Source organism: Hahella sp. NS-SX17 (assembly GCF_057367735.1).
In genome coordinates this window covers 3,663,605-3,689,265 of sequence record NZ_CM170632.1, presented here as the reverse complement: position 1 = coordinate 3,689,265, position 25,661 = coordinate 3,663,605, and the positions used below count along the sequence as shown (strand labels likewise).

Genomic DNA, 25,661 nt, shown 5'->3' with positions numbered 1-25,661 from the left:
TATGTCCATTGCGTACCCCATTGCGCGCTCGTCGCCGCTGATTATCGTCTGCCTGACCGCCTTCGCTCTCGGCCAACGCGATAGCATCAGCGCGCAGGCGATGGTCGGCGTGGCGTTGATTGTAGGTGGGTGTCTGTTTATCCCCATGACCCGTTTCAGCGACCTGCGCTGGTCCAATTACGGCAACCGCACCACCGCCTTCGCCCTGCTGGCGGCGTTGGCCACCGCCGGATACTCCATTGTCGACGACGCCGCCACCAGTCAGATGCGAGGACTGCTCGATCCCATCAGCGGACGGCCCTGGGCGGACCCGCTCCAGGTGTCTCTGGTCTACGTCACCTTGCAGTGCCTGAGCGCGGCGTTATGGATGTCCTTGTTAATCGCTGTCGTCAGCAAAGAACGAGAACGCCTGAAGCCGTTACTGCGTCACTCTTTGATGCGTTGCGCGGGTACCGCCGCCTTTATGACGGGGGCCTATGCGCTGGTGATTCTGGCTATGGCGTTCGCCAGCAACGTCAGCTACGTGGTGGCGTTTCGTCAAGTCAGCATTCCCTTGGGCGTGCTAATGGCGGTGGTGGGGTTCAAGGAAAAACTCTATCCCCCCAAAGTCGCGGGGGTCTTCACCACCGTATGCGGGCTGGTCGCAGTGGCGCTTGGGTAAGGGCTGTTAACGTGATCGATGAAAAATGATGAGTACCACAAACCGACATTTTGACGTCATTGTCATCGGCGCCGGCATCCTCGGATGCGCCAGCGCCGACTATTTAAGCGCGAAAGGACAGAAAGTCCTGTTGCTGGATCGACGCGCGCCCGCCAGCGCCACCACCAGTCAGGCTGCCGCCTTGTTGGGACGCGCCCGCGGCGACGCCACCGGGCTGGATATGGTCGACGAAACCTGGCGTGCGATTGAACGTCTGCAAACCAACCTGAAGGAAGACCTGGACCTGCGCGCCTGCGGCAGTCTGCACGCAGGCGTCAGCGCCGCCGCCAGCGCCAAAATTCACGCCCTGGCGGACGAGACGACCAAGCGTCACCGCGCCGCCCGTTATTTGGACACCCATGATTTGCAGGCGCGCCTCCCCTGGTTACAAGCGCCCAAGGACGCCGTGGCGGTATTCGTCGCCGGAGACGGCTATATCGACCCCTATCAACTGGCCAGCGCCTATCTGCGTCATGCTCGTCGCTGCGGCGCCAGGTTACAGCTCAATGCCGAGGTCGCGGAAATTCTGACGGACAGTCAAGGCGTCTGCGGCGTACGGTGCGCGGATAGCGTCAGCTATTATTCTCGACAGATTGTGGTGACGGGCGGTCCCTGGAGCGCACTGCTATTGCGCCCTTTAGGACTGGCGCCCGCCATGGCGCCGGTACGCAGTCAATATTGGATCTCAGCCCCGGACGCACACATCCAGGCGGATACGCCAGTTCTGGTTCTACCAGACGCCAACGCCTATGCGCGTCCAGAAGTTGGCGGACTGTTATTCGGACTGCGTGACCGCCAGCGTGTGCATTGTTCGCCGGAGCAACTACCGGAGGACATCCATCGCTTTAGTTTTGATCAGGACAGCGATGGTCTCGCCTCATTGGAAGACGGCTATGAAAGCCTCCAGCGTTGGCTGCCCATGCTGGACGAGTTAAGGGTCGCCGCCTATGTCAGCGGCGTATCCAGCTACACCCCGGACGGACGTTTCCTGATCGGCGCCTTGGAAATCCCTGGATTGTGGCTGGCGTCCGGATGCTGCGGCGGCGGTGTTGGCGCATCCGGCGGCTTTGGACGTCTGATCGCCGAACTCGTCAGCGGCGTCAGGCCCTTTACCAACGCCAGCCTGTATGACCCGAATCGTTTTGACGCCCACGACGTCAATCCATTTGATCCCGCCTTTCGACTGCGTTGCGCTTTAGCCCGTGAAGGCAAAATCTCAGGCTAATATTTGTTCTTTTTATGACTTACGATTTTAGGTTTTTCTATGCCCTTAGCGCTTTTTGATCTTGATAACACCCTGCTCGCCGGCGACAGCGCGCAAGCCTTTTCCGAATTTCTCGCCGCCCGGGACGACATCGTCACGCCGCCCAACTTCCTGGAGCGCAATCAGGCTTTTATGGATGACTACGAAGCCGGGGCCCTGGATTTCAACGCCTACATGTCCTACACCCTCGCGCCCCTGGTGGGAATGCCCCCTGCGCAGCTGCAAACGCTGATCCACGCTTATCTGGACACCCACATTAACGCCATGATCCCCTCACGCGCTCGCGCTCTTCTGGAAGAGCACCGCCGCGCCGGCGACCCTATCGCCATCGTTTCCGCCACCGGCGCGCATCTGGTGGAGCCAATCGCCGCGCGCCTTGGCGTGGAGCATGTGCTGGCGGTGGACATTGAGACTCGGGACGGCGTCATTACCGGAGCCCTTATCGGGACACCCACTTTTAGAGAAGGCAAAGTCACCCGGGTACAGGCATGGGCCGCCCAGCAGGGCTGGGAATATCACAGCGCCGCCTTTTACAGCGACTCCCATAACGACCTGCCGCTACTGGAGGCTGTCAGCCGCCCAGTGGCGGTTGATCCCGACCCGGTGCTGCGACGCATCGCCGCTGAGCGGAGCTGGGAAATCCTGTCGCTAAGAGATGACAAGGCGCATTCATGATAAGCCATCAATTTCTGACTGAACTGGAACGCCTGTTCAGGCTCTATGGAAACAGAAGCTACGGCGAACACTGCACACAATACGAACACATGGCGCAATGCGGCTGGTGGGCGCAGCAACAAGGCGGCTCAAACGCGCTCATCGGAGCCGCCTTTCTACACGATGTCGGACACCTGCTGGCGGAAGATCGCGACCTGCCCGGCCGGGATCAATGGGGCTATGTCCATCACGATAGTCTCGCTGAGTCCTGGCTGCGGGAACACGGACTACCGGAGAGCCTTGTCAGGCCTATCGGTATGCATGTGCAGGCGAAACGTTATCTGGTGGCGACCCGGCCTGATTACGCCAAAGGATTATCCATCGCCAGCCAGGCCACCTTGTCTCAACAAGGCGGTCCGTTCACCGAAGAGCAATGCCGCAAGTTTGAGGCTGACCCCGCCTTTCATGACGCCATTCGCCTGCGGGAACTGGATGAGTTAGGCAAGGCGGAAGAGTTTGAATTGCCGCCGCTGAAAGAGTGGGTGTCCTGGTTAGAGCGACATTTTAGTCACCAGGCGCAATGAACTATATTGGATAGTTTAAATCATTTATATTCAATAGATTAACAACACAACTTAAACCTATTTATAACAATAGATAAGACCCCTTTTTCTGGCTAATCGCTGGTATGGCTCGACTAGTCACCGCCACTTTAAGATGGGTGTCCGGATAAGCGTTAAGATGGGTGTCCTGATAAGCTGGGGTTACAGGTTGAGGTTCGTTAGCGTTCGATTTTTGAACAAATCGTCCTCGACCAATTTGCAGATCTTGCCCGATTGGACATTGAAATTGACGTAACCAACAGACTCCAGGGGCATCTTGATCCACCAGGCGATAACAAAGGTAGCGGCGTAGGCGTGGGTGGAGATGATGGTTTTGTCCCCCAGGGTCAGGCCGTCGAGAAAGTCATAGATGCGGGAGACGAAGTCTCGTTTGGTTTGGCCGCCCTCAATGACGGCATGATCCAGGCGATTGTCTCCCGCCACAGGAACGATTCGCTCATCCAGCCATTGTTGCGGTCGCCCTTCCGCCACGCCGTAGGACATTTCTCTCAGTTGTGAGGTCAGCTCAACGGTTGAGTTGGTCGCTGCGGCGATGCGGTCTGCGGTTTGCGCTGCTCGTTTCAGGTCCGATGAATAGATATCCGCCCTCTGCGCGCCCAAGAGTTGCAGGCGCTGTCCTAGCTCATCTGCATCCTTGCGCCCCTTCTCAGTCAGCTCTGAGTCGTACCAGCCTCCCACCCGTTTATCGACATGATGCTGGGACTCCGTGTGGGTGACGACATACAGTTCTTTCATTGTGAATCCATAAATATCATAGAGTTAGATGACAAATTGAAAGCCAGACTACGATAGTCCGCGCCCTTGTGAAAGTTTTTTTGAATCGAATGAACTAGAAATGCCGCCGATAGCTCAGTGAATAAAGCGCGACATAGAGCGCCGCGCGACTGGCTGAGTCAAGGCGTTGGCGGAGATTGCGGAGCAGCCATGGGGTTGTACTTAGCGAACAGGCCCTCCTCCCGCATCGCGGTCAACGTCGCCTCCAGTGCAGGGGCAAGGTCTTGGTTGCTCTTATGCAAATACAGATAGGAGGGCACGGTTTCCAGCACGCCGGCTTTGGTGACGCCAGTATGGGAAAACTTTTCTGCGTGCAGCAGCGGATCGACAACGAAGTCGAGATCAATGTACAGGTCCGCCCGCCCCGCCAATAGCCGACGCAAGCCCAGGTTAGCATTGGCGACAAATTCCAGCGCCCCTAAGCTTTCTATCTTTCTCGCCTTTTCCTCACAGTTACTCACTCCCAGACGACAGTCCACTCGCAGCCCACCAGCGATGCTGAGCCAGCCATCCACCTGCAACCGGGGGTTAGTCGTGTAGGCGATAAAGTTAACATCCCATAGCGGAGCATTAATTCTGATCAGATTTGGATACTCCGCCTCGTATCCCGCCGCACGACTGGGCAAACCATCCACTATGCCAGAGTTGGCCAGCGCGCCGCAGCGCTTGGACGGGAAGGTCTTCATTTCAAAATCCAGATTGAGCCGGCGAAAAACCTCGGAGTAAAACTGATGATAAAGGCGCCCCTGCTCCGTCTCCGCCACTTGCGTAGATTGCACCAATACGATTTTGCGGGCGGCGTAGGTTGGCTTAACGTCAAGTGAGGACAGACAGGCAATCAACAGCATCAGGCGCAGCGTAAGCAGACTGCCTGCGCGGCTTACATACATGGACATGGGTGATTCACTGCATAAGAACGACGAACAGACATACTTTCAGCATAGTTGGAAAATGGCCAGACGCCATCCCGACCGGCTGCTTTCTCATACGATATCCCGCCAGCGACGGGGCCAACTCCAGACTCCCAGCCCCGTCGCCACCAACAGCGACGAGGCGAGAATAAGCCTACGGCGGTTCATAAGATTCGTAGCAGCCCCTTCTCCCTAGGTCCCTCGCCAGCATGGCGAACATCTGCTGCAACCCCAGGAGGACACCCATTCTAGTTAAAGCCCTCAGTTCTATCCTGCACCGCCGCGCAAGTGTGAGGTCACTCATAAGGCGCCATCAGGCTGCGCTCAGGTTCAGCTCCTCCTCCGGCGCTTCAAATACGTGGTAGGCCTCCGGACTAAAAGGGTCGAGTGCGGTGTCCAGGTAACGGTATTCTTCCGGCACCGGCTCACCGGACATCACGACGTAAAACAGTCGGGGCTCAGAGGGAATTTCCACCGCCAGGGGCTCCTCTACCCAGATAAACACGGCTTTCTCCGTCACCAGGTATTCAGATCGGAGTATACGGCTCCCCTCTCTCAACATGATCCGATTGGCGGTTTGCGGTCCTTCGAGTTGATATTTATGGATAGCTTTCATCATAGCGTCTCCCTGTTGCTTGCTTCAGATTCAGTCTGACAAAGCCCAAGGTTCGATAAAAGCAGTTTTAAGCGTCGTTTCAGTACGCTTTTTTCGATGTTTACGAGGTTTTACCGGTTTCAGGAGGCCGTATACCGCAGACAAATCGCTTCAATCGCGGGGTTACCTGAACGGGCGCTGCGGGTGACCGCGTAGAGCCGCTCCGTCACCGCTTCAATGCGGCCCACCACTTCCACCTGATATTGCGCCAGAATTTCCTCACAGATAATGGTTGGCGCTGCGAACACTCCCAGCCCACGTGCGCCAAATACTTTGAGCAACGCACTATCGTCTATTTCCGCTTTAATCACTGGTTTGACCCCGTGATCTCCCAGCCAGCGCATGAGTTGTTGGAAATAAGGCGAGTCCAGGGTAGTCGCTAATAATGGCTGTCCATCCAGGCTCAACGGGAAGTTCTTGCGCAAGGTGCGGGCCAGATCAGGTCTCGCGAACAGGCTGATGCCGGAGCTTTCCAGTTCACGCCAGTGGGTCTGGCTGTCCCGCTGCAGGGGCGGTAGTCGATCCGCCAGCACGATGTCCAGGCGATAGCTGAGCAGCTCCTGCACCAAATGCTCAACCGTACCAGACCGGCACGAGAATTTTACCTCCCGATCCAGATGTAAAGCCGGCTCCAGCATGCGATACGCGAACAACTTATGGATAGAAGCGGAAATGCCCACCGCCAGACTGATCGCACGTCCACTGGTCACCAGCAGCGCGACTTGCTGTAGTTCTCCGGCGACCCGGAACATATCGTCGGCGTAGCTGAGCACCAACCGACCAAGCTGGGTCAGCGTCATGCGTCGCCCCTTGCGATTAAACAGCAGGCCGCCCAATGACTCCTCAAGAGAAGATAACTGTCCACTAAGCGTCTGCGGCGCCAGTTTCAGCTCTTTACTGGCGGCGACCAGCGAGCCTTCCCGCGCGATCACCCAGAAGTAATAAAGATGTTTGAAGTTCAGCGATTTCAGCATCAGAGCGGCTCTCCCTTACCTTGTCTGTCCCCTCTCTGTTTAGCAGAAGCGAGAGGTTGTTTAAACCAGGAGAGCCTTTTTACAGAACAGCCTTTGTTTCAGGCGCTTATGATGGGTGTCTTGTTAAGATGAGTCGGGCAGTGATGGCTCCTTAGAATTTGACGGCCGCCTCCAGAGCGATTTCCACCATGTCGTTGAAGCTGGTGCGTCTTTCTTCCGGGCTTAGCCTTTCGCCACTCAGCAGGTGATCGCTGACAGTGCAAAGCGCCAGGGCTTTGCCGCCGCACGCCGCAGCGACGCCGTAGAGGCCAGCGGCTTCCATCTCCACCGCTTTGACGCCATGTGCGGATAAGCGCTCTGTTAAACCGGGATCGGCGGCGTAGAACAAGTCTGTGGTGAACAATGCGCCGACATGGTAACGCACTTCCCGGCGGCGGGCGGTCGTCACCACTGGCTCCAGCAGGTCATAGTCAGCGATGGCGGCGAAGTCATAATGGTTCAAACGCACCCGGTTCACCAAAGAATCCGTCCCTGCTCCCATGCCGATGACGATATCGCGCACTTTTACTTCATCGCGAATGGAGCCGCAGGACCCGACGCGAACGATATTTTTCACGTTGAACTGAGTAAACAGCTCATGGGCGTAGATGGAAATGGACGGCACGCCCATGCCTGACCCCATGACCGACAGCCTGCGTCCATGGTATTCGCCGGTGTAACCCAACATGCCGCGTACATCGTTCACCAACACGGGATTAGCCAGGTAAGTCTCCGCGATGTGTTTGGCCCTGAGGGGGTCGCCAGGCATCAGAACGGTATCTGCGAAGTCGCCGGGATTAGCGGCGATATGAGGAGTAGCCATAATCGTCTTCCTTATGTGATGAGGTGTAGCAGATGGGCGCGTATCCCGGCGCCCAGAAGTTATCTATTAGCTAGGCAGTCAAATTGCGGCCTTCTATCTATTTGACTGCAACGACAGGGTCCGCCCAGGCCATGCCCTGTCTTCCGCGGCTCGCCGGTGCGAGAAAAGATTCGCCGAAATCCAGTCGGTCCAGCTGAAAGTATTCCGCCAGCGTCTGACCGATATCAGCAAAGGTCTTTCTGGCGCCGATAAAGCCATGTGGCGCGCGTTTGCCGTACATAAGAATGGGAATATGCTCCCGGGTGTGGTCGCTGCCGGGCCAAGTGGGATCACAGCCGTGATCCGCCGTTAGAATCAGCAGGTCGTCATTTCCCATGGCGCCGAGAATATCCGGCAACATCCCGTCGAAATCTTCCAGCGCCCGCGCATAGCCAGTGACATCGCGACGGTGGCCGTACAGCATGTCGAAGTCCACCAGGTTCGTGAAGATCAGGTTATCCTGATCAGATGGGGCCTCTTGAGTTTCGTTCATCGCCTCCAGCGTGGCTTCCACCAGCGCGCGCAGTCCGTCCGCTTTGATGGAGCGGCTGACGCCCTTGCCGGCATAGATATCGGAGATTTTACCAATGGCGACCACCTGCCCTCCGGCCCGTGTTAACTTATCCAGCAGCGTCGGCTTGTGAGGGGGAGTAGCGAAGTCGCGGCGGGCGCCGGTGCGGCGGAAGTCCTCCGACGATGCGCCAACAAACGGACGCGCAATAACGCGGGCGATGTTGTAGGGGTCAATGTGTTTGCGGGTGATTTGGCAAAGTTCATACAGCCGCTGCAGGCCAAACGATTCTTCATGGCAGGCGATCTGAACGACGCTATCCGCGCTGGTATAGAAAATCGGCTTGCCCGTCGCCATGTGTTCCCTACCCAGGTCCACGATAATCTGGGTGCCGGATGCATGAATGTTGCCCAGAACGCCTGGCAGGCCAGCTTCTTTAACAATCGCGTCGAGCAGCTCCTGCGGAAAACTTTGTTGCTTGTCGGTGAAGTACCCCCAATCGAACAGCACGGGAACGCCGGCGATTTCCCAGTGGCCAGAGGGCGTGTCTTTCCCCGAACTGAGCTCTTCCGCAAAGCCATAAGCGCCAATAAGCTCCCGCGTCTGCTCTAGTCCCGGCGCTGCAACGCCGCAACTGGCTTGTCCAGCCTTTCCCAGCCCCAGCCGATTCAAATTGGGAAGTCGCAATGGCCCTGCTCTCCCCTGGCTATCGCAAGCCCCGGCGGCGCAGGCTTCGGCGATATGTAACAAGGTATTGGCGCCCGTGTCGCCAAAGCGCTCCGCATCGGCGGTCGCGCCAACGCCAAAGCTGTCCAATACGATCAAAATTGCCCTGCTCACACTCTCTCCTTAAAAGTGACTTCTGTCTCCATGACGATTCGTTGTTATTGTGTTGTTGGCGCTAATCAGCGCTATCTGCGTCTTGCAGTGTAGATCAATATTCCAATGTGGCGTGGTCGGAGCCGTGTCCCAATAACATCAGCAGGTTATGCAGCAGACTGCTGGCGCCAAAACGGAAGTTTTCCGGGGACACCCAATCATCGCCCATGATATTCATCGCCAGGCTGAGGTAGAGCCGCGCCTGCTCCGGCGAACTGACTCCGCCAGCGGCTTTAAAACCTACCGGCGCGCGGGACTCGCGTATGCAGTTGAGCATGATTTCCGCCGCGTCCAGCGTCGCGTTAACCTTCACTTTTCCGGTGGATGTCTTCAGAAAATCCGCCCCCGCAGCAATGGCCAATTCACTGGCTCGCTGCACGTAATTCGGGGTTTTTAATTCGCCTGATTCAATGATGACCTTCAACGGCACAGCTTCGCCGCAGGCGGCTTTCACCGCCGCCACCAGTTTGCGTCCTGTGTTTTCATTTCCCGCTAACAAGGCTTTATAGGGGAACACCAAGTCTATTTCATCTGCGCCGGCGCGTATGGCTTCGGTCGTTTCCATGATCACCGCGTCGGCCGGTGATTCACCATGGGGGAAATTCACCACCGTCGCCACTTTCACGGGCGAATCGCTCAAATTCCGCTTCGCCAGCGCGACAAAACGGGGATACACGCACACCGTAGCCACCCAGCCTTCCGGGGTGCGCGCTTTCTGGCAAAGAGCGGTGATGCTGGCGTCCGTATCCGCTTCATTTAGCGAAGTCAGGTCCAACAATGGGATGGATAATCGGGCGGCTTCCTGTAGTGTCAAACGTCTCATTCCTGGTTCCTTGGTCACGTATAAAAATCCTAAAAGCGCAGTATTATGCGCAGATCTCCGTACTTCAAAACGGATATAAGTCAAATTTCATCGTAATGCCGCAATTCTCAGCCTCTGCCCCGAAGGCGGCTCACCCCGTATTGGTTTGCGCACCGCAGCATCCGACGTCTGATTGCTAATCGCTTACCAGGACACCCATGTTTGCTGGGGGCGAAGCTCTGCACCCTGAAGGCTCTCATATCAGGGAGTATGTCGCTGCCGTACAAACTACTATTAGTCTACAACAACAGAGCCTGCGCCTGTCAGGCCCTGTCTCCCGCGGCCAGCCGTCGCGCAGGCGCATCCACGCGCCAGGTTATTAACATGCCATCATCATTGCCATGTTAATAGGACACCCATTTTTAGCCAGTTAGACAGATGTAATAAATCCCTGTGCCCAATCAGGGATTCCACACCTTTGGACTAGATCCCTTTTAGCCACTTTGGGTAATCGTTTGGGAACAATTCCCAATCTAGACTCGAAAGCGCATCACATAAAAAGTACAGGCCCCGTTGGGCCAAACCGCCAATGAACTCAAACTTAATAAAAGCAATTAGGAAGGACACCCATGATTTCATCCCTCCGGCGCAAACAAATGCTCGCCCTCTCCATCTTTGCAGGCGCGACTTTCAGCCATTGTGCGCTCGCTGAAGAAAATCTGGCGCATATGCGTCCTGTCACCGCCTCTTCCGTCGAATCAAGCGCTCTCAGCGGATATATGGCCGTTGATGGCGATACTGGGACTCGCTGGGGCAGCGCCTATGGCGACTCTGCCTGGATCTATGTCGATCTGGGTCAAAAGAAATCCATATCCCGCGTCAGACTTTCATGGGAAGCGGCCTACGCGAAGGCTTATGACGTGCAGATATCCAACGACGCTGCTTCTTGGAAAACCATAGGTTCCGTTAGCGATGCCGATGGCGACGTTGACGATCTGACTGACCTGAACGCTTACGGCAGATACGTCCGCATAAAAGGCAAAGAGCGCGGAACTGAGTATGGGTACTCGTTGTGGGAGATAGAGGTATATGGCGCAGATTCTAACAGCGGCGGAGAAGCATCCGTCACGCTCTATGAAGACACCCACTTTAATGGCTACGCTGTGGAGCTCCCTGTAGGCGACTACAACCTGTCCAGTCTGATTTCCCGGGGGGCGTTAAATGACGACTTGTCTTCCGCGAGGGTTCCCAGCGGCCTCAAGCTGGAAGTATTCCAACACAATGATTTCAAAGGCGTACGAGATATTTACACCTCCGACGCAACAGAGTTAAGTCGTGACAACGACGCCTCATCAGTACGCATATCCAAAACGAAAACAACGGACGGAGGCGCTGATGATTATCCAGATTGGCTATCCGGGCATAACTATGAGGAAGGAGACATCGTCCGTTACAAGGGAAGACTGTACATCGCCGTCCACGCCAACCCTGGCTATGACCCGGTGATCAGCCATTGGTTCTGGGATGAGTATCAAAGCGGCGACGATGGAGACGACTCGGGCGATGACGACAATAATAATGGAGACAACGGAGACGACGCCGGGGCCAGCTGCTCCGCCGGGAATAATTGGAACGAAGCCAATCTGACCCACTATGAATCTTACCCAGACCCGAATAGTGATGAGTGCATCAAGTACAACGGTTGCAAATGGGCCGGACAATTCGCAGGCCTTGACGGCGTGCAGCCGGAAAGCTGGGTGAAGGCGAATAATATCGCTGCGGTTCACTCCAAAGACTTCAACTGGCTGAACGGTAAGACTCTGCGACTGCGTCAAGGAAGCAATGAAATAGATGTTGTCGTGTACGACATGTGCTCCGACGCCGACTGCAATGGCTGTTGCACTCAAAACCTGGGAAGCACGGATTATCTTATCGACATTGAAAAATACACCATGCAGCGCTTTGGAACGGGATCTGGCGCAGTGCAGTGGCAGGTGTGCGACTGATTACCTTCTCCTTCTGACTCTAATCCGGTGGACAGCCACCGGATTTACTTTTCGGCGCTTTCCCTTCGCTAAATAGCTGCTATCTTTTTACTCTCATATTATTAACACGGTATTGATATTGGCATGACAATAGTCAGGCGCATGGATGCGCCTGCGCGGCGGCTGGCCGCGGGAGAAAGGGCCTGCAGGCCTTATTCGTTGCAGACAACATAGAAGGAAGCTATTTGACTGCCTGATTAATAAACTGATGTGCTGTCCTCCAATCGCCGCCCGACTAGAACAAAAAGGATTTTTACGTGGTTGCCTACATTATTTTCGATTTTGATGGGACCATCGCCGACACTTATTCCTGGTTTCTCAAGAACATTCAGGAAATGTCACAAACCTACAACTTTCGCTATGTCACCGAAGAAGAAGGCGAAACGCTGAGAGATAAAACCTACGGCGAAATCATGGAGTTTCTGGGCATCAGCGCCTGGCGAACGCCGCAGTTGGCGAAGGAGTTCAGAAAGCGCGCCGCGGACAAAATGACCAGCGTCAAACCCTTTCCCCACATTAAAGAGACGCTGCGACGGTTAAGCGATCATGACTATAAACTGGGTATCGGCTCATCCAACTCTGAGAGCAATATCCGTCTGTTTCTCAAACACAATGATCTCGAAGTATTCGACTGTTTCAGTTGCGGCATGTCCTTGTCCGGCAAAGCGCATAAATTACGGGCGCTCCTTAGAAACGAAAAAATACAGGCTCACGAAGCGATTTACATTGGTGACGAGTTGAGAGACATCGAGGCCGCACGCAAAGCCGGCCTTAAATGCGGTTCCGTCGCCTGGGGCTATAACACCTTCACACGCCTGAAAGAAGAGCAGCCGGATTACTGTTTCGCAACGCCATTGGAGATTATAGAAAAGTTGGTCGACAACCGTTGACCGGGATCTCTATCGTGGGTGTCCTGTTAGCACGCTCACTTTATAAATTGACCGTTCCCCCGCCAAGGGACAGAGCGCCCTAGGCCGGAAGCAGTCTGGCGGCAGAACGCCCTGGAATCCGTTTGTACCCCAGCCTCATGCAAACTGCTTTCAACCGATAGAAATTTCCTACCCATCCACTAAACCGGCTCTCAAAATGTCGACTGACGATCAGCCAATGACGAGGCTCGAAATTCAGGCGCTGAAGAATTGGCGGGGTATCTTGATGAATATATCCAGATTTATCGTCTCTCGGCGCTCTTCCAGTCCAATCCACCAGCGCCAGATAGTCCTCAATAGAAAAAGGAATCCCAGAAAGGTCTTTCCTTTGGTTAGCGCCGATAAAAGGCATAAGTTTAGCCGGCTGATGCGGCTGCTCGCCTTTTAAAGCGAGAATTCGCTTTTGGATGGACGTATATGCGCTGTCTTCCGGCGTCCTGGCGACATTAGCCCGTACAGGATTCAAATCCACATAGGCGAGGCAAGCCAGTAATGACTTTTCATCCAGCAACGCCTGCGACTTAAACCTCCCCTCCCAAAACCGGCCTGTACAGCCATCTTCTTGGTTAGCCATTCTTGCGATGGGTTCGTTCAGACTCCGCATAAACCAACTGATACAAGCAAGACGCTGACGCCAAATATCAATCTGCTTTTTAAGGAGCCGAAAGTCAGCGTCGTCAATCGGCTCCCCACGCAAATAACGCCAACTCAGCTCAGTCCCGGCAAAAAGCTTATTCCAGCGACGGACTACTTCTCTATCGCCCCAAGACGCAATCTCTTTCTTATTCACATGCAGCACGACATGGTAGTGATTACTCATGACCGCATATGCGCATACGTCTATGGCGAATACGGTAGTGAGAAACAATATTCGCGACTCCACCCATTTCCGGCGGTGTGAATAATCCCGCCCATCTGTATCCTGACCACACAAATAGGCCTGACGCACACAACGGGAAATACAGTGATAAAAAGGCGTGGCTTCGATGGAAATCTGCGCTTTCCGTGGCTTTGGCATGGTTTTCTTCCTTGAATTAACGACTCAGAGTGCTGGCTATATAACCAGTATAATTCATATCCGTCAAGCTTGGCGATGGTACGCAACTCAATGGACACCCACTCTAACAGGGTGGGTGTCCTGATATGCATATGCGGTTATTCGAACGGTTTTTTAGGTAGTTTCAAAGTTTTACAACTCCTCGACGATGGACAGCAAATGCGCCGCGACCTCTACAGGCTGAGTCAGATTCGGGCAATGCCCAGTGGCCAGTGAATAAGTGCGTCGAACGCCTCCTTGTGCGGCCATTTGCCTCTGCGCCGCTAGCGGAATCGCATTGTCCTCTGTTGTTTCTATGTAGAACTTCGGAACGGAACCACACCGCTCATCAGTAACAGTCAACTTTTCAAACAACGGCGCAGCAGGCTCCGCCACCATGTATTTGGCGGCCTCACTAAAAGCTTCCGCGGACGCATCCTGAGCGAAAGCTGCATGCGCTTTATCGGCAGCCACATATGCTTCGGTCTTATCATCTGACAAATAGAAGTTATCCACCGCCAACGACCCCGTAACTCCAGACACTGCGTCGCCAAATGAGGCCCCATTCGGTAGTAGAAACGCCGTCAGATAGACCAGTCCGCTAACCTTCTCTGGCCGCACTTCTGCAACCTGGCTGATTATGACTCCAGCAAAGCTGTGGCCGACCAGAATAACGGGTTGCTCAGCGCGGTCCACCTCCTCCAGCACTCTCGCCACATAATCCTGTAGCCGGATGAGCTTAGCTGGCGTTTGATCCGCTCCATGCCCAGGCAAATCCGGCGCTACAACAGTATGTCCCTTCGCCGTCAGTTGCTCCGCCACCGGCTTCCACGCCCAAGCGCCCAGCCATGCGGCGTGCACTAGAATGTATGTGCTTTTCATAGATACCTCTGTTAAATGACAAACGTTGAAATGGGTGTCCGGTTATTAATGTGGGTGTCCAGCTAAGTTCAGGCGCTTTGCTGAGGGTTCAAACTCAACACGCTGAAGTCGTCCTGCGCCAGCTTCCATTCGCCACTGTCCTGCTTCACCCAAAGCTCCTTGCTGATGAATCCGCTGGCGATATTCATGCGCCAGTTGGCGGATAGGACTGCGTGTTTGGCGTCGATGACTTTCACGTTTACGTCCAGATACTCCAGTTGCGAAGGGTTGAGGTTGGCGAAGTCGCGCCAGAAAAGGGCGATAGCGCCAGCGCCTTTGAACTCTCCAACGGGGTCCACTCGCATGACCGCGTCAGGCAGGTAGCCGGACAGGCAAACTTCTACATCGCCACGGTTGAAGCTGGCGACCCATTCCCGGCTGGCGTTCATGACTTCTTCAATAACAATTTGAGACATTTCACTTTCCTCTCTACTTGCTGTTTTGGGGGCGAGAGGAATAATATTCGAATCCAATTCAGCGATAATTAGTCCGAATTAGAACTCAATGTTTAGAAATAATGAACAAAAGGCGCTTCCGTACCGCATGCTGGTGTTTAACGAAGTAGTGAAATGCGGCTCCTTTACTGGAGCGGCGGAAAACCTTGGGCATACCCGCTCAGCCATCAGCACCTATATCAGCCAACTGGAAGCGTTAGTGGGCGCGAAGCTGCTTAGTCGCAGCACTCGCCGACTGCATCTGACGCCCACCGGGCGCCAATTCGCATTGCGATGCGAGCAAATGGCGGAAACACTGCAGTTAGCGGTGGAAGAGTTACAGGATTTTGAGCAGGAGCCTCAAGGACGAATCGCAATTACCGCTCCTCACGCCTTTGAATCCTTGCTGGTGGAGTCCGTTATCGCGGATTTGTGTCGGCAATATCCCAAACTAATCGCTGACGTCACGTTTTCCGACCAAAAGCTTGATCTGCTGGAGCACAAACTGGACATGGCGATCACGGTCGGCCCCCAAAAAGACAGTGACTACCATGCGCTTAAACTGGGTGTCCTGCGTTCGTATCTGGTTGCTTCACCCGCTTATCAAGACACCCATGGCAAGCCTGATCCCCAGCAGTTGCAAAATCACACGCTGATTCTTCTGCCCTGGCAGCACAAAGCCTTTCTGCACCACAACGATGAGCGTATTCCTTTGCAGGCAGGTAAAACAATGCAGGTCAATACGTTGCCGGCGGCGATCAATTACGCCCGGCACGGTTTAGGTTTGCTGCTGGCGCCGTCCATATTCGTCGCAGACGCCATCGGGCGTGGAGAACTGGAAAGAGTGGCGCCAGACTGGCAGGCGGAAGACAGGGACGTGTACGCCCTGCACACATTCGGCAAGCGGCTCCCTTTCATCCTCAGGCAAGCGACGGAGCGGCTGAAATGGAAATTGGAGTCATTGAGATAACGCCATTATTTCCATTGTTTTCATCGCCGAGTTCTGTATGGACACCCACTTTTAGTTTTTACCGACGCGACAAACACAACCAAAGTTTCAAATCTCACCCATAACGCTTACGCCACTTAAACTAAACGGTATAGCGGATAGCCCTTTACGGATAACCCTAGAACTGACCGGACGAGTCGAATTTCTGCCGTTTTGCTGATTCCACAGAACCCTTCCTTCATACAGACTGCGCAAGATAACTCTAATACTTACAACTCAATCCCAAAGAGAAACCTCATGAAAAGGATGATCAAGTCTATCCTGACCTGCGCGTTAACCGCACTGCCGCTTTTCGCACAGGCCTACGATAGCGATGCAATTCCCGACGACCAGTTCATATATTCCTACGACGAAATGTTGAATTTCGACGTGGCCGCTTACCTTGAGGAGCATGCGCCGCACTTGAAGGATCAAGCGGATGTCATTACGCATTGGGCCGGTTACAGCTCTGTCAGCCCCAAGGTTCTGATAACTTTGATTGAGATGCAGAGCGGCTTGCTTAGCAATGGCGGGCGTCAGTTCGCAGCCATGCAGCAGCCTATGGGCGAGCTTTCTTCCGAGTCGGGCTTCAATGCTCAAGTACAGGACATCGCCACTCGCCTCGCCACCAACTACTACAGAACAGTAGGTCAAGAGCAACAAAACCTGTCGTTTGTAGGTCAGGGCATCGCTACGGAGTCTTTGTCCGATGAGCTGCGCAACAGCACCGAAGGCGATATTGAGGAGTTCCAAGAGGTCTACCATCGACTATTCCCAGAAGCCGCCCAATCCGCCACGCCTTCAGCCGCACCGGCTCTGAATCGTTTTTCCGCGTACACTCGCAACGCGGTTCCGCCGGATAACCTGTTACAGCTGCCCTTTCCTGTGGGCGAACAGTGGTATTTCGGCGGCGCACATACCTATACCGGCAGCGGCAGCTATCCACTTTCCTCGCTGGACTTGAACAACGGCGGTTACTGGGGTTCCAACACCTCCAACAAATGGGCGGCGGCGTCAGCGGGAGGCACTGCGATTCGTCACTCCTCCTGTTTTGTTGAAGTCCTGCACGAAGGCGGCTGGTCCACCACTTACTATCACCTGGACAATATTCAGTTCCAGAATCGCGCCACTGTTTCCAGAAACCAGAAACTGGCGAACTACGCCAACAACCGGTCTCAGGCGCTTTGCGACGGCGGCAGCTCTACGGGCCCCCACCAGCATTTCAGCTTGAAGTACAACGGCAGCTACTTCCATCTCGAAGGCGTTTCCTTATCCGGTTACAAAGTAAAAACCGGCCGTTGGAGCTATGACGGCGACTGCAACTACTTCTGGCTGAGCAAAGACAACTACCGCTACTGCGCCAACCGCTCCTTGAGTAACCCCGGCGTACCCAATGGCGGCGACCCGACAGACGGTGGCGATGACGACAACGGCGGCGACGATGGCGGGGATGACAACAATTCTGAAACCACGCTGCGCAACGGCCAGACGGTGCAGAACATGTCCGCCAATAAAGAAGATCTGAATTACTACGTGCTGGATGTCCCGGCAGGCTCTCGCAATCTGTACTTCAAGATCAGCGGCGGACGCGGCGACGTGGATATGTACGTTAAACGCGACGGTCGTCCCGGCTTTAACAACTACAACTGCCGCCCTTACACCACCACTCAGGACGAACTTTGTTATTACCGCACGCCCCAGGCCGGTAAGTACTACATCATGCTGCACGCGTTCTCCAACTACTCAGGGATCTCTCTGCAGGTCGGCTATGAGAACGACAACGATCAAGGCAATAACCGGGAAATGTCCAATGGGCAGGTATATCGCAACCTCTCCGGCGCACAGGGTGAAAAGTCATACTTCCGCCTGAACGTGCCAGCCGGTGCGACCGACCTGCGCATTGAGATGTCCGGCGGAACCGGCGACGCGGACATGCACGTCATGCACCAGTCCCAACCAACGCTGAGTAACTACCACTGCCGTCCTTATTCGACCAAGCAGATGGAATGGTGCTCCTGGCGTTATCCTTACGCAGGCACCTTCCACATCATGCTGCACGCCTTTAAGCCATATTCCGGCATACAGCTGGTGGCTACGTATAAGACAGGCTCTGGAGCCAGAGCCTCAATGAATTTGACGGAGCATATGGAGGAATAACATTTTCCGTCATCCGAAGCCCCCATGATGCCCTGGGGGCTTTTTTTGTTCAGCGCCAACCAAGTCCTACTTGCAGCCTTCGTTGATAATCCTCTTCTCAAGATCCTCCCTGCGGATCAAGCCTCCGTCATCCTCCTTTTCAAACATCCAGAATCGCTCTTTGATGATGACTACATCTTCAGAGACATCCATGCAACGCTCTCGCTCGGCATCGGTCATCAAAACAATGTGCAATGAAAAAGAGTCGCCATATTCAGTCGCCAAAAGCTCTAACGCTTTGTTCAGATCCAGCGTCATCAGCATTTTCAGGGAGTGATATTTAAGACAGGCTGTTTTTGTCATTTCATCCTTCTTCCGCCAGTAGTTTAAATCGCATCTCAAGACATGCCTCGCAGGTATCAACAGCCTCTGACAAAGATGAAGAGATAGCTCCATTCTTTACTGCTTCAACTAATATACATTCATGCTCCCCATCTCTGAATCTCCGGAGGCGTTTATGAATACGGATGAACTCAAAGCCCTGCAAGGTGGAAACCAGTAAAGCGATGGCGGAAGCGGGGCTGCATCCTGCGACAGGGGGCGACGGTTTATCATTGTGCTCCGGCGATATGCTGCTTGAAGCCCTAGTAGCTTGCGCTGGCGTTACTTTGCGCGCTGTCGCCACAGCGACCGGAGTGGATCTGCAGGATGCGGTGATTCGCGCGGAGGGAGACCTTGATTTCAGGGGCACGCTCGCCCTCTATTAGTGCTAGTTGCTCGACAATGTAGGCATCGTCACTATTCGTCATTCAGGGACACGTCTAAACAATGAAAAAACGCCTAGCTTCAAAGGTTTTGTACGCATCAGATTCCAAGGAAGAACATGAACGCATCATAGCTACAACTTTTCTCAATAGGTTAGGTTTGATGTATTCGGAAATTGACCACAAAGGAGAGAAACCAGACATTAGAGTTTCCTTTTCCAACCCTAGTGTCCGGCTGTTTATTGAAGAAACAAGGCTAACTTCAGACCGTAGTGAAACAAACACATCGTCAGCAGAGAAGAAGACATTCTCCGCCTGGAAAAAGGTTGCCCTGAATATCCAAGATATTCTCAACAAGCCTGACAGCCGGTTTCAGGATGTCTATGGCGTACTATTTTTTAAGGAATCGACTTCAGTCTCTATAAAGCGTATTAACAATACTAATTTTTATAATGAAGTCAGAGAAATACTTGAACTCAACATTCCCGCCTCAAGCAAAGAAAAAGGCGAGAAAAGCATGGAAATACGAGAATTTCCTTCAGGGCGATTCCCTCTATTCCACAAACTTGTAGATAAGCTCTATGTAAGAATAAATCTTGGCGACCGGGATATACTCTGGTGGTCGTCTGATCTTCAATCAGGCGAAGCCTCAGATCCTACAACAGCAATACAACAAATCGTTGCGGAAAAGAAAAAAAAGGGTCTGCAATACTCCTGGGAAAACGCAGATGAAAAATGGCTATTAATTTACGCAGAGGGTAATGGGCTAGAAGACCTTGCAGTTAATCTGAATGATCCAAAAGTTGGCGACCCTACCCCTTTCACTCAAATTTTCGTATGGGATAAGTTTAGCGAGACCATTTATCTGATCTCGCCTCACTTTTCGATAGTCGTTGAGAGTGGGCGTATTCTGTATAAAAAACAACTGCCCGAAACTCTGCATCCCTTCATTGAAGTAGAAGAAGGCGGTAGAGCTCTTGGCGACTGAATATGCCGACTCTTTTTCATTGGACATTGCTTTGACGATTCCGCGTTGGGGTGTGAAAAGTCCTGTTTCGAGGATACCTGATGGCGTGCTCATCTATAAGCGCTTTCCTGATATACGATAGCTCTATTCTGCTTGCCATCGCGCGTCTGTCTACAAAGATCGCTCCGGGCGGTTTTATCCATCTTCGCGCACTTGTTCGATTTCTATCTGAATCAATTCAAGCAAACGATTCGTGAAGATGTATTGAGGATAATAGTCGACAGTGGAAATACTGCTCATCAGAAGGGAAAACTGGTCTTTACAGTCGGCCAGATTGCTCAGCACGTCAGCGGACAAATCCTCGTCGTTCCTTATCTCGTCAAGCTGTCGCAACTTGCAAGTGATGTATGCAGTCGCCTGCTCTGGGCAACAGTCTGGCTTGCCAAGATTATGCCAGCCTTCGTCAACCAATATCGCCTTGCTCATGGTCCGCCATTCATTGGTACGCTATGAGATGCCTTTTCCGCTCTATCAGCCGCAGCCTGAGTCAAGTATATGCCTTTGCGCTTCCGAGGGGAAAGTCAGGGGACGCCAATTGTAATCTTTACAAGCTCCTTGGAAAAAGTGCCTGACGCTAAGCCCTGATTAACTGACGCCTGCGCCTTCATCCCCCTTTTCCCGTAAGGACTTAGCCATGGCAAGGAAATTGCCGCGCCTAACAGGACACCCATCGCAGCGTAAGCGCCAAGACCTGGAGCTACGCCGCCAATACGGACCTCAGAAAACGGAAGCATTCACTATGAATATCAATGAAGCCAAGATTCTCATCATCGCCACCCACGGATTCGAGCAATCTGAGCTGGAAGTCCCCCGGGATCGCCTGCGCGACGCGGGCGCCACAGTACATGTCGCATCTATCCAGCCTGGACGCATCAGAGGATGGAGCGGCAAGGACTGGGGCGAGGAAGCGCCCGTCGACAAGAACGTAGAAGACATAGACGTGGAGGATTACCACGCGGTGGTCTTTCCCGGAGGGCAGATCAACCCTGACTTACTCCGAGTAGAGAAAACAGTGATAGACCTGATCCATAAATTCAACATCGCCGAGAAGCCCATCGCCGCCATCTGTCACGGCCCCTGGCTATTAATCGAGGCGCAAATCGTCCGCGGCATTCGCGCCACCTCTTACAAGTCCATCATCACCGACATGAAAAACGCAGGCGCGGAATGGGTGGATGAAGCTACCGTGCGCGACCGCAATATCATCACCGCCCGCCACCCTGGCGACCTCGACGCCTTTGTGAGCGCCATCAAGGACGCTATCGCTGCACTATAGCCGCAGATCGCATTCATCCGTGAATACCTAACAGGGAGTCCGCTATGCAGGAACAAATTATCCGGTCAACATCGCCATTCTCTCCCTCAGTCGTCCATCGCGACCAATACCGGGCCCTGCATAGCCGCAACCTCTGGGCCCACTTCATGAACATGGCGCTGGCCCTCTGGCTTATCTGCTCTCCGGCGCTGCGGGACTACAGTGAGCCTGGAATGATATACAGCGACGTAGTCGCCGGCGCTGCGTTACTTGTGTTCGCCACGCTTTCCCTGTCCTGGCGCTGCAGGTGGGCGCGCTGGATATGCGCCATCGTGGGTCTGTGGCTGATGTCCGCGCCACTGCTATTCTGGACACCCAATGCAGCCGCCTATTTGAACGACACGCTGACGGGCATTCTGGTGATCGGCTTCGCCATTGCGCTGCCGCCTGCTCCTGGCGTTTCCTCGCGAGCCGAACTTGATGAAACCAACCTTCCCCCAGGCTGGGATTTCAACCCTTCCAGTTGGTTTCAACGTCTGCCGATCATCGCCCTGGCCATGGTCGGCCTGCTGATATCGACCTATTTATGCGCGTATCAGTTACAGCATATTCCCGATGTATGGGACCCATTCTTCGCCGGTTCGCGCACTGATCCCCAAAACGGCGCCGAGGAAATCATCACCTCTTATGTGTCCGAAGCCTGGCCGGTTCCCGACGCTGGCGTGGGCGCGGTGACTTACGCACTGGAGATCCTGTCCGGACTGATAGGGGCTCATAAGCGCTGGCGGACTATGCCCTGGCTGGTGGCGCTGTTTGGATTCATGATCGTCCCCTTGGGAATTGTGTCCATTACCTTCATCATCATTCAACCCATCCTGTTAGGAACCTGGTGCGCCCTCTGTCTGATCGCCGCCGCCGCGATGTTATTGCAGATCCCCTATTCACTGGACGAACTAGTGGCCACAGGGCAATTTCTGTATCGGCGCAAACGCGCTGGACGCTCGCTATGGAAAGTGTTTTTCCTGGGCGACGAAGACAAGGACGGCCGCGTTGCCCCGGAACCCAGCTTCGAGCAACGCCCCGTCGCGATCATGAAGGACATTGTCGGCGGCGGCGTGGGGCTGCCCTGGAATCTGGCGTTATGCATTTTCATCGGCATCGGGCTGATGTGCACGCGCCTGCTGTTCGGGACGGAGGGAGCCATGGCGGACTGGGACCACTTGATTGGGTCGTTGACCGTCACTGTAGGGGTGATTGCGTTGACGGAAGTAGCGCGTCCGGTCCGTTTTCTTCTGATCCCCCTTGGAATCTGTCTGTTGCTGACGCCATTCGCCTACGCCCCAGGCCTGGGCGCCTCCCTGGCCAGTCTGGCCGCAGGCCTGGCGCTGGCTTTGTTAAGTCTGCCGCGAGGCGCTGTTCGTAGACACTATGGAAACTGGAACCGCTGGATATTCTAATCTGACGTGAAGCAGGCTTTAAAAAGCGGGCTAACGCGCCCGCCTATTGAATCGGCTGTAAAGCGTCAGGGCTGGCGCTATTTAGGGCGCCAGTTACCGTCTCGCTTCACATACTTCTGTTTAACGGCAGACCATGCCACCCGGCGCGCAGTTTCATCCCGAGAGGCTTCACCGCGGCGGTCTTCGGGGTCTCTATATTGCTCCCAGGCATGATTGAACGCGGCCAGATAGATTTCCTGCGCGTGCTTTGGCAGCACATTCGCGACATTGTCGGGCAATTCGTTGAGGCGCTCATAAGGCATTCTCCATCCCCCTTGAAAATATTTGCAGGCGAGCTTCGCACTGGACGAAATATCAATGCGGGCGTCGCCGAGGATAAGACGCAAGACGTCCGTAGTCTTACAAGAATCAAAATCCGCGCCAGCTTCCTGTAAGGACACCCACCTTTGAGCCCACTTTCGGTTACAACTCTTACCGGGACACCCACTTTAGTTCTAGGCGCCCAGTTTATTTATCAAGACACCCACCTCAGGCTGGCACGGCCCTTGTATCGTTAATCAACATGGAGGTCGCCCGCGTCGTCGGTCAGTAACCGTCGCGCTGCTGCAGTCTGAAGCAGGAAGCGATCGCATCACTCATCAATAAAGGAAAGTTGGAAAGAGTCATGTCGGATACTACAAACACCTCAGCACGTCCGCTGGTCATCGTCACCGGTTCCGCCGGCGATATTGGCTCCAGCCTTATTCTTACCTTGGCGGGAAAGTATCAAGTCATTGGTATGGACCGTGAAGAAACACCCCTGGCCGACCACAGCTACATCCTGGACCTGACCTCCTGGGATGACGTCAAGAAAACCTTCGACGCCTTCCGGGAGGACTTCGGCCGCCACATCGCCGCGGTCTTTCACTTGGCGGCGTATTTCGATTTCTCGGGCGAAGACTCCCCGCTTTATGAGCAAGTCAACGTGGACGGCGCACGCAATCTCATGACTGCGTTACAGGACTTCTACGTCGAACGTTTCATCTACTCCAGCACCATGCTGGTCCATCGCGCCAGCGAGCCCGATGGCGATCCCATCACTGAGCAAACGCCGCTGGACCCGGATTGGGTGTATCCCGAGTACAAAACCAAAGCGGAAATCATCATCAAGGAGAATGCCGGCGCCATGCCTTACAGCATCCTGCGTCTCGCTGGCCTGTATGATGACAAACAGGCTGCGCCGGTCTTGTCGCAGCAGATCGCGCGCATCTACGAGAAGGATCTGAAGAGCCATTTGTATCCCGGCGACACCGACGCAGGCCAGGCTTATGTGCATCGTCAGGACCTGATGAGCGCATTTTTGAAAACACTACAGCGTCGCCGCGATCTGCCCAAGGAAAATATCATGTTGATTGGCGAAGAGCGCGCCGTGAGTTATGGCGATCTGCAGGATCGCATCGGCGAGCTGATTCATGGCGAGGACCACTGGCGCACCCTGCCCGTTCCCAAATCGCTCGCCAAGGCCGGAGCCTGGGCTGAAGGCAAAGCCGAGCCGATCATTCCAGACAGCATCGACAAAGGCGAAAAGCCGTTCATCAAGCCGTTTATGGTGGATATGTCTTCCGATCATTATGAATTGAATATCAGTCGCGCCTCCGAACTTCTGGATTGGCGCCCTCGGCACGCCCTGTATGACGATCTGGAGAAGTTAATCGCTAACTTAAAGAAAGACCCAAAAGGCTGGTACAAAACCAATGGCGTTACCCCGCCGGAATCCCTGAAGGCGTCTTAATCGATTAGGTAAATGTTTGATTACGCGATAAAAAAACCATCCCTCGTCGGCCGCTCCGGCGAGGTTTTCACTCATACCGACACTTGCGCCATATACAATTTTGCTTTCAATACAGGGTATCACTTATCCGCCTTTTGGCCGCCTCGCCTTGAAATGCAAGCCAATTACACTTGACATCGATCCCGTCATGACTTTTAATTCGACTTGCTTATACTTGCATTTCAGCCTAGGTGTTGCATATGGATACGCAGTCTCAAAAATCTCCCCGACAACTCGCCGAAGAAGCGATTCAGCGTTATCGCACTGAATATCTGACAGACCTCGAAAAATGGTCCGAAGAAGAGCTGATGATGTTAGGCGATACCCCAGTCTCCAAGGAACAGAGACGCTACAAAAAGCTGTCCTTGAAAGAGATCAGCCGCTTGATGGATCAGTCATCCATGGAATATCAACTCAAACGTATGAAATCCCGCGGATGGTGAAGGCGCTGGGTTCTCCGATTGCGCGCCAACGCCTTCCGTTTCAGTTCATCCCGTATTTTTGGGGATAGTGATGACAATTTCCTTGCCTTTGTTGTTAATCGTCATACCGGACTCAAGCACCGGATCGGATAACGTCATAGATTGAGAAAACCGGCTGGCGGACAGCGTTTTGCCCGCCCCCCCACCTGGGCCGCTCTCCCCTTCACTGCTAACCTTGCCGGAAATTCTCAATGTATCCCCATCCAGATCCGCGTTCAGCTCCACCTTCTCACCTTCGGGAACACTCAGGGTTATTTTGTATTCCTTGGCTGTCTCGTCCACGTCTATGCTGGGTCCAGGCGATGACAATCCAAAGCCTTGCATATTGAAAGTCGAATGACCTGGAAGCATTTGCTTCATCATCTCATCCATGCGCTTCTGCATTTCTGCAAATTGTCCGCGCGGGTCCCAATTTTCCCCCCAGGGGTCCCAGTTCCTGGGCCAGGGATCAGGCTTGGCGCTCAGGGGTAGATTAACCCTGGGCGTATTTTGCGCCTCCAGGGCCGTAACCTTTTGCTTCAGCTCCCAGGTGTAATAACCCAGGCTTGCAATCGCCGCTAAGCCCACGCCAGCAGCAACGCCGAGCAGTGTGTTTCTGGTTTTACTTTGCATGTTAGCAACCTCCCTCAATAACCAGAGGCCCTCACGCCTCGATCTTCATGGCGGCGGGCGGAGAGGCCGGGCCTCGTCGGCGGAGGCGGACCTCCTCAGCCCCGCCTCCGTATGGAT

At 54.2% G+C, this 25,661-nt stretch carries 28 protein-coding genes; 14 read left to right on the top strand and 14 right to left on the bottom strand.

Annotation, left to right across the window (positions count from 1 at the left end; genetic code table 11):
• The first annotated feature begins 1 nt into the window (after position 1).
• The 4 genes from AC2IBB_RS16520 to AC2IBB_RS16505 are packed head-to-tail and all read left to right on the top strand — an operon-like array spanning position 2 to position 3,202.
• On the top strand, positions 2-661 hold the full coding sequence (locus AC2IBB_RS16520; protein WP_486327874.1) for an EamA family transporter: 660 nt from the start codon (positions 2-4) through the stop codon (positions 659-661).
• A 25-nt stretch (positions 662-686) separates the two neighbouring features.
• Positions 687-1,925, top strand: a complete 1,239-nt coding sequence (locus tag AC2IBB_RS16515) for an NAD(P)/FAD-dependent oxidoreductase (RefSeq protein WP_486327873.1) — start codon at positions 687-689, stop codon at positions 1,923-1,925.
• A gap of 39 nt (positions 1,926-1,964) precedes the next feature.
• A complete protein-coding gene (locus AC2IBB_RS16510) occupies positions 1,965-2,639 on the top strand; it encodes an HAD family hydrolase (protein WP_486327872.1) in 675 nt (224 codons plus the stop codon).
• Positions 2,636-3,202, top strand: a complete 567-nt coding sequence (locus tag AC2IBB_RS16505; RefSeq protein ID WP_486327871.1) for a phosphonate degradation HD-domain oxygenase — start codon at positions 2,636-2,638, stop codon at positions 3,200-3,202. Before AC2IBB_RS16510 ends, AC2IBB_RS16505 begins: the two co-directional genes overlap by 4 nt.
• A gap of 180 nt (positions 3,203-3,382) precedes the next feature.
• Here AC2IBB_RS16505 and AC2IBB_RS16500 read toward each other — a convergent pair whose 3' ends face one another.
• The 7 genes from AC2IBB_RS16500 to deoC all read right to left on the bottom strand — a co-directional run bounded on the left by AC2IBB_RS16500 (position 3,383) and on the right by deoC (position 9,669).
• Complete coding sequence (locus tag AC2IBB_RS16500; protein ID WP_486327870.1) at positions 3,383-3,976, bottom strand: histidine phosphatase family protein; 594 nt, start codon at positions 3,974-3,976, stop codon at positions 3,383-3,385.
• Positions 3,977-4,134: 158 nt separating this feature from the next.
• A complete protein-coding gene (locus AC2IBB_RS16495; RefSeq protein WP_486327869.1) occupies positions 4,135-4,911 on the bottom strand; it encodes a substrate-binding periplasmic protein in 777 nt (258 codons plus the stop codon).
• A gap of 328 nt (positions 4,912-5,239) precedes the next feature.
• Positions 5,240-5,545, bottom strand: coding sequence for a DUF7352 domain-containing protein (locus tag AC2IBB_RS16490; RefSeq protein WP_486327868.1), 306 nt, complete (start codon positions 5,543-5,545; stop codon positions 5,240-5,242).
• A gap of 116 nt (positions 5,546-5,661) precedes the next feature.
• Complete coding sequence (locus AC2IBB_RS16485) at positions 5,662-6,555, bottom strand: LysR family transcriptional regulator (protein ID WP_486327867.1); 894 nt, start codon at positions 6,553-6,555, stop codon at positions 5,662-5,664.
• 151 nt (positions 6,556-6,706) lie between these two features.
• Complete coding sequence (deoD, locus tag AC2IBB_RS16480; RefSeq protein WP_486327866.1) at positions 6,707-7,417, bottom strand: purine-nucleoside phosphorylase; 711 nt, start codon at positions 7,415-7,417, stop codon at positions 6,707-6,709.
• A 97-nt stretch (positions 7,418-7,514) separates the two neighbouring features.
• Positions 7,515-8,807, bottom strand: a complete 1,293-nt coding sequence (locus AC2IBB_RS16475; protein ID WP_486327865.1) for a phosphopentomutase — start codon at positions 8,805-8,807, stop codon at positions 7,515-7,517.
• Positions 8,808-8,901: 94 nt separating this feature from the next.
• On the bottom strand, positions 8,902-9,669 hold the full coding sequence (gene deoC / locus AC2IBB_RS16470) for a deoxyribose-phosphate aldolase (protein WP_486327864.1): 768 nt from the start codon (positions 9,667-9,669) through the stop codon (positions 8,902-8,904).
• Positions 9,670-10,277: 608 nt separating this feature from the next.
• On the opposite strand from deoC, the gene AC2IBB_RS16465 reads away from it, so the two are divergent.
• Positions 10,278-11,654, top strand: coding sequence for a discoidin domain-containing protein (locus AC2IBB_RS16465; RefSeq protein WP_486327863.1), 1,377 nt, complete (start codon positions 10,278-10,280; stop codon positions 11,652-11,654).
• 296 nt (positions 11,655-11,950) lie between these two features.
• Positions 11,951-12,583, top strand: coding sequence for an HAD-IA family hydrolase (locus AC2IBB_RS16460; RefSeq protein ID WP_486327862.1), 633 nt, complete (start codon positions 11,951-11,953; stop codon positions 12,581-12,583).
• 79 nt (positions 12,584-12,662) lie between these two features.
• Here AC2IBB_RS16460 and AC2IBB_RS16455 read toward each other — a convergent pair whose 3' ends face one another.
• The 3 genes from AC2IBB_RS16455 to AC2IBB_RS16445 all read right to left on the bottom strand — a co-directional run bounded on the left by AC2IBB_RS16455 (position 12,663) and on the right by AC2IBB_RS16445 (position 14,995).
• Positions 12,663-13,640 carry a transposase gene (locus AC2IBB_RS16455; protein ID WP_486327861.1) on the bottom strand — a complete coding sequence of 326 codons (978 nt, stop codon included), beginning with the start codon at positions 13,638-13,640 and terminating at the stop codon, positions 12,663-12,665.
• 171 nt (positions 13,641-13,811) lie between these two features.
• On the bottom strand, positions 13,812-14,540 hold the full coding sequence (locus AC2IBB_RS16450; RefSeq protein WP_486327860.1) for an alpha/beta fold hydrolase: 729 nt from the start codon (positions 14,538-14,540) through the stop codon (positions 13,812-13,814).
• Positions 14,541-14,608: 68 nt separating this feature from the next.
• Positions 14,609-14,995 (bottom strand): YybH family protein, encoded by a 387-nt coding sequence (locus tag AC2IBB_RS16445; protein ID WP_486327859.1) that lies wholly within the window; start codon positions 14,993-14,995, stop codon positions 14,609-14,611.
• An 88-nt stretch (positions 14,996-15,083) separates the two neighbouring features.
• Here AC2IBB_RS16445 and AC2IBB_RS16440 point away from each other — a divergent pair, with 88 nt between their 5' ends.
• Both AC2IBB_RS16440 and AC2IBB_RS16435 read left to right on the top strand, forming a co-directional pair.
• Entirely contained in the window at positions 15,084-15,983 is a 900-nt protein-coding gene (locus tag AC2IBB_RS16440; RefSeq protein WP_486327858.1) for a LysR family transcriptional regulator, read from the top strand.
• A gap of 276 nt (positions 15,984-16,259) precedes the next feature.
• Entirely contained in the window at positions 16,260-18,158 is a 1,899-nt protein-coding gene (locus AC2IBB_RS16435) for a pre-peptidase C-terminal domain-containing protein (RefSeq protein ID WP_486327857.1), read from the top strand.
• A 66-nt stretch (positions 18,159-18,224) separates the two neighbouring features.
• Here AC2IBB_RS16435 and AC2IBB_RS16430 read toward each other — a convergent pair whose 3' ends face one another.
• Positions 18,225-18,500 (bottom strand): hypothetical protein, encoded by a 276-nt coding sequence (locus AC2IBB_RS16430; protein ID WP_486327856.1) that lies wholly within the window; start codon positions 18,498-18,500, stop codon positions 18,225-18,227.
• 164 nt (positions 18,501-18,664) lie between these two features.
• Here AC2IBB_RS16430 and AC2IBB_RS16425 point away from each other — a divergent pair, with 164 nt between their 5' ends.
• Positions 18,665-18,904, top strand: a complete 240-nt coding sequence (locus AC2IBB_RS16425; RefSeq protein WP_486327855.1) for an OsmC family protein — start codon at positions 18,665-18,667, stop codon at positions 18,902-18,904.
• Positions 18,905-18,965: 61 nt separating this feature from the next.
• Positions 18,966-19,889 carry a hypothetical protein gene (locus AC2IBB_RS16420; RefSeq protein WP_486327854.1) on the top strand — a complete coding sequence of 308 codons (924 nt, stop codon included), beginning with the start codon at positions 18,966-18,968 and terminating at the stop codon, positions 19,887-19,889.
• A gap of 174 nt (positions 19,890-20,063) precedes the next feature.
• Here AC2IBB_RS16420 and AC2IBB_RS16415 read toward each other — a convergent pair whose 3' ends face one another.
• On the bottom strand, positions 20,064-20,354 hold the full coding sequence (locus tag AC2IBB_RS16415) for a hypothetical protein (protein ID WP_486327853.1): 291 nt from the start codon (positions 20,352-20,354) through the stop codon (positions 20,064-20,066).
• Positions 20,355-20,562: 208 nt separating this feature from the next.
• Here AC2IBB_RS16415 and AC2IBB_RS16410 point away from each other — a divergent pair, with 208 nt between their 5' ends.
• Positions 20,563-21,204: a type 1 glutamine amidotransferase domain-containing protein gene (locus tag AC2IBB_RS16410; RefSeq protein WP_486327852.1), complete on the top strand. Its 642-nt coding sequence runs from the start codon at positions 20,563-20,565 to the stop codon at positions 21,202-21,204.
• A gap of 44 nt (positions 21,205-21,248) precedes the next feature.
• Positions 21,249-22,640 carry a vitamin K epoxide reductase family protein gene (locus AC2IBB_RS16405; RefSeq protein ID WP_486333909.1) on the top strand — a complete coding sequence of 464 codons (1,392 nt, stop codon included), beginning with the start codon at positions 21,249-21,251 and terminating at the stop codon, positions 22,638-22,640.
• Positions 22,641-22,717: 77 nt separating this feature from the next.
• Here the strand turns inward: AC2IBB_RS16405 and AC2IBB_RS16400 are convergent, their stop codons facing one another.
• Positions 22,718-22,942: a ChaB family protein gene (locus AC2IBB_RS16400; protein WP_486333908.1), complete on the bottom strand. Its 225-nt coding sequence runs from the start codon at positions 22,940-22,942 to the stop codon at positions 22,718-22,720.
• A gap of 362 nt (positions 22,943-23,304) precedes the next feature.
• Between AC2IBB_RS16400 and AC2IBB_RS16395 the strand changes: the two genes are divergently transcribed.
• Together AC2IBB_RS16395 and AC2IBB_RS16390 are read left to right on the top strand one after the other, a co-directional pair.
• A complete protein-coding gene (locus tag AC2IBB_RS16395; RefSeq protein ID WP_486333907.1) occupies positions 23,305-24,411 on the top strand; it encodes an NAD-dependent epimerase/dehydratase family protein in 1,107 nt (368 codons plus the stop codon).
• A gap of 239 nt (positions 24,412-24,650) precedes the next feature.
• Positions 24,651-24,893 (top strand): hypothetical protein, encoded by a 243-nt coding sequence (locus AC2IBB_RS16390; protein WP_486333906.1) that lies wholly within the window; start codon positions 24,651-24,653, stop codon positions 24,891-24,893.
• A 45-nt stretch (positions 24,894-24,938) separates the two neighbouring features.
• On the opposite strand, the gene AC2IBB_RS16385 is transcribed toward AC2IBB_RS16390, so the two are convergent.
• A complete protein-coding gene (locus AC2IBB_RS16385) occupies positions 24,939-25,544 on the bottom strand; it encodes an Hsp20/alpha crystallin family protein (RefSeq protein ID WP_486333905.1) in 606 nt (201 codons plus the stop codon).
• Positions 25,545-25,661 lie beyond the last annotated feature (117 nt).